This window comes from Burkholderia sp. 3C (assembly GCF_054589155.1).
In genome coordinates this window covers 103525-106324 of the sequence record NZ_BAAILN010000148.1, presented here as the reverse complement: position 1 = coordinate 106324, position 2800 = coordinate 103525, and the positions used below count along the sequence as shown (strand labels likewise).

4 protein-coding genes are annotated in these 2800 nt (G+C 69.1%); 3 read left to right on the top strand and 1 reads right to left on the bottom strand.

From position 1 onward, the window contains the following. Nucleotides 1-81 precede the first annotated feature (81 nt). Nucleotides 82-630, bottom strand: a complete 549-nt coding sequence (locus ACYP33_RS30710; protein ID WP_414442714.1) for an META domain-containing protein — start codon at nucleotides 628-630, stop codon at nucleotides 82-84. Between the two features lie 187 nt (nucleotides 631-817). Here ACYP33_RS30710 and purT point away from each other — a divergent pair, with 187 nt between their 5' ends. The 3 genes from purT to ACYP33_RS30695 all read left to right on the top strand — a co-directional run bounded on the left by purT (nucleotide 818) and on the right by ACYP33_RS30695 (nucleotide 2715). Then, nucleotides 818-2032, top strand: a complete 1215-nt coding sequence (gene purT / locus ACYP33_RS30705; protein WP_459625009.1) for a formate-dependent phosphoribosylglycinamide formyltransferase — start codon at nucleotides 818-820, stop codon at nucleotides 2030-2032. 70 nt (nucleotides 2033-2102) lie between these two features. Then, nucleotides 2103-2264, top strand: coding sequence for a DUF6726 family protein (locus ACYP33_RS30700; protein WP_414442712.1), 162 nt, complete (start codon nucleotides 2103-2105; stop codon nucleotides 2262-2264). A gap of 58 nt (nucleotides 2265-2322) precedes the next feature. Continuing rightward, a complete protein-coding gene (locus ACYP33_RS30695; RefSeq protein ID WP_459625008.1) occupies nucleotides 2323-2715 on the top strand; it encodes an MliC family protein in 393 nt (130 codons plus the stop codon). Nucleotides 2716-2800 lie beyond the last annotated feature (85 nt).

Genomic DNA, 2800 nt, shown 5'->3' with positions numbered 1-2800 from the left:
GGCATCCGATCCCCGCGCGCGGGCCGGATGCACGATGCTGTCGCGCGGCGCATCGACCGATGGCCGCGCGCATCGAAAGGATTACTGGGGGTCGCGACGCGCGAATGTCAGCGTCGCGCCGTCGTCGGTCACCAGGTATAGCTGTTGCGGCGCCTGCATCTGCAGGCCGGCCTTGGAAATATGCGCGAGCGCGTCGAGATACGGGCGTTCGAGCTTGCCGCCGGCCGAGGCCGGGCAGGCCATCCGCGTGCCGGCCAGCGGCCCGAAGCCGAGCAGCCCGTTCTTCACGGTATAGGTGCCGGAATAGCGGTTGCAGCCCGAGAAGCCCGACGCGCGGCGCACGCCGTCGGTGGTCGACAGCGTCAGCTGGATCGGCTGGCCGCCGGCGTCGCCTTGCGGCACGTCGCGCTGCGAGCCGTCGGCATTGCGCCAGCTCGCGAGCTGCCAGCTCGTGTCGTCGACCAACTGGATGGCGGCCGGATTGAACGGATCGGACGCGGGGGCGCCGGCATCGGGGTGGGTCGGCATCGCGCAGGCGGCCAGTGCGGCAAGCGCCACCGCGGCGAGCGGCGCGCGCAGCGGCTTCATGAAGCGGTGGGGCGTGCGGCAGGCCGTGGAGGGGTTATGCATGGCCTCGATCCTCGTATTGATGGCGGTGCTGGCAAAGGCGTAAGAGTAACGCAGTCGGCACGCGGCAGGCGAGCAGACCATCCGCGGCGGCAAACGTTCTGCGTCAGGTTGCTGCGGGCTCGCGTGTTAACATCGCGGCTCGGTCGTTCCTCACACGTTCACCCCAATCATTTCAGCGGGAAATCTCATGCAGATCGGTCAGCGGCTCGGTACGCCGCTTTCGCCTTCCGCCACGCGCGTCATGCTGCTGGGCGCCGGCGAACTCGGCAAGGAAGTCATCATCGCGTTGCAGCGCCTCGGGGTTGAAGTCATCGCCGTCGATCGCTACGCGAACGCGCCCGGGCACCAGGTCGCCCATCGCGCGCACGTGATCGACATGACCGACGCGGCGTCGCTGCGCGCGCTGGTCGAATCCGAACAGCCGCACCTGATCGTCCCCGAGATCGAGGCGATCGCCACCGACGCGCTGGCGGCCATCGAGGCGGAAGGCGTGGCCGAGGTGATTCCCACCGCGCGTGCCACCCAACTGACGATGAATCGCGAGGGCATTCGCCGTCTCGCGGCCGAGGAACTCGGCCTGCCGACCTCGCGTTATGCGTTCGCGCAGTCGTTCGAGGAATTCCGCGCGGCGGTCGCATCGATCGGCTTCCCGTGTGTGGTGAAGCCGGTGATGTCGTCGTCGGGCAAGGGCCAGTCGGTGGTCAAGCAGGACGCCGATATCGAGCCGGCCTGGCAATACGCGATGGCCGGTGGCCGCGTGAACCACGGCCGCGTGATCGTCGAGGGCTTCGTCGATTTCGAATACGAAATCACCCAACTGACGGTGCGCGCGATCGACCCGGCCAGCGGCGAGACCCGGACCTATTTCTGCGACCCGGTCGGCCACGTCCAGGTGGCGGGCGATTACGTCGAATCCTGGCAGCCGCAGCCGATGAGCGCACTGGCCCTGGAACGTTCGCGCGAAATCGCACACCAAGTGACAACGGCGCTGGGCGGCCGCGGCCTGTTCGGCGTGGAACTGTTCGTGCGTGGCGACGAGGTCTGGTTCTCCGAAGTCAGCCCGCGTCCGCATGACACGGGGCTTGTCACGCTGGCCTCGCAGCGCCAGTCGGAGTTCGAACTGCACGCGCGCGCAATTCTCGGCCTGCCGGTCGATCCGACCCTGTCGTCGCCGGCCGCTTCGGCGGTCATCTATGGCGGTATCGACGAGGCCGGCATCGCGTTCGAAGGCGTGGCCGAGGCGTTGGCCGTGCCGGGCGTGGATCTGCGCCTGTTCGGCAAGCCGGAGAGCTTCGTCAAGCGCCGCATGGGCGTGGCGGTGGCGACCGGCGCCGATGTGGGCGAGGCCCGCGAGCGCGCACGGCGGGCCGCCGCGGCAGTTCGCCCGGTGTCGGCCCGCTGAGGCGGGGCCAGGCGCCGCAACCGTATCGAAGGCCGTGGCGGCATCCGCTGCCCGGTCAGGGAGTGTCACTATGAAATGGGCATTGATTGCCGTGCTGTGCGCGGCGGTATCGGGTTGCGGCGTGGCCGCCGCGCCGTGCCGCGTCGCGTCGGCCGGGCTGAAGATGGTGCCGTTGGTCGGTCACGTGGCCGCCGCGCCAACCGATGGTTGCGCGGCCGTCATCGATCCTTGATCGATTCTTGTTATTGGGGCCGATTCGTGGTTCGAAGTGGCCCCTGCTCGGAGCACGCATGATCCGCATCACGTTCGCCGCCGGCCTGCTCGCCGGCCTGGCCGGCATCGGCCTGGCTTCGGTTGCTCACGCCGCGCAACTGACCGTCGAGGAAATCGACGCCGATGCGCGCACCGTGTCGACCTACCAATGCGCGGATCGGCCGAAGCCGGTGCGGGTGGCCTACTGGCTGGCCCGCAACGGCCAGAGTTTCGCGCTGGTGCCGGTCGACGGCAAGCCGATGCTGTTCGTCGATACCCTGTCCGCCTCGGGTGTCCGTTATCAGGCGGGCCGCTATGTCTGGTGGACCAAGGGCCGCACCGGCAACCTGCGCGATCAAATCGGCGGCCAGGACGCGCCGCCGCTGCTCGCCGATTGCACGGAGATTGCCCCGCGCGGCAAGCGTCCGTGAGGCGTGCCGCGGCTTCGTCGCAGGCCAGTGCTACAATGCGGGCCTTTCCGTCGGCGTTCGGCCGCACGGGGCGGCGCGCCGGGAT

Excerpts from the sequence above, each read along its gene's own strand:
- ACYP33_RS30710 (WP_414442714.1), bottom strand. The coding sequence starts at position 630 with ATGCATAACCCCTCCACGGCCTGCCGCACGCCCCACCGCTTCATGAAG.
- ACYP33_RS30700 (WP_414442712.1), top strand. The coding sequence starts at position 2,103 with ATGAAATGGGCATTGATTGCCGTGCTGTGCGCGGCGGTATCGGGTTGC.
- ACYP33_RS30695 (WP_459625008.1), top strand. The coding sequence starts at position 2,323 with ATGATCCGCATCACGTTCGCCGCCGGCCTGCTCGCCGGCCTGGCCGGC.
- purT (WP_459625009.1), top strand. The coding sequence starts at position 818 with ATGCAGATCGGTCAGCGGCTCGGTACGCCGCTTTCGCCTTCCGCCACG.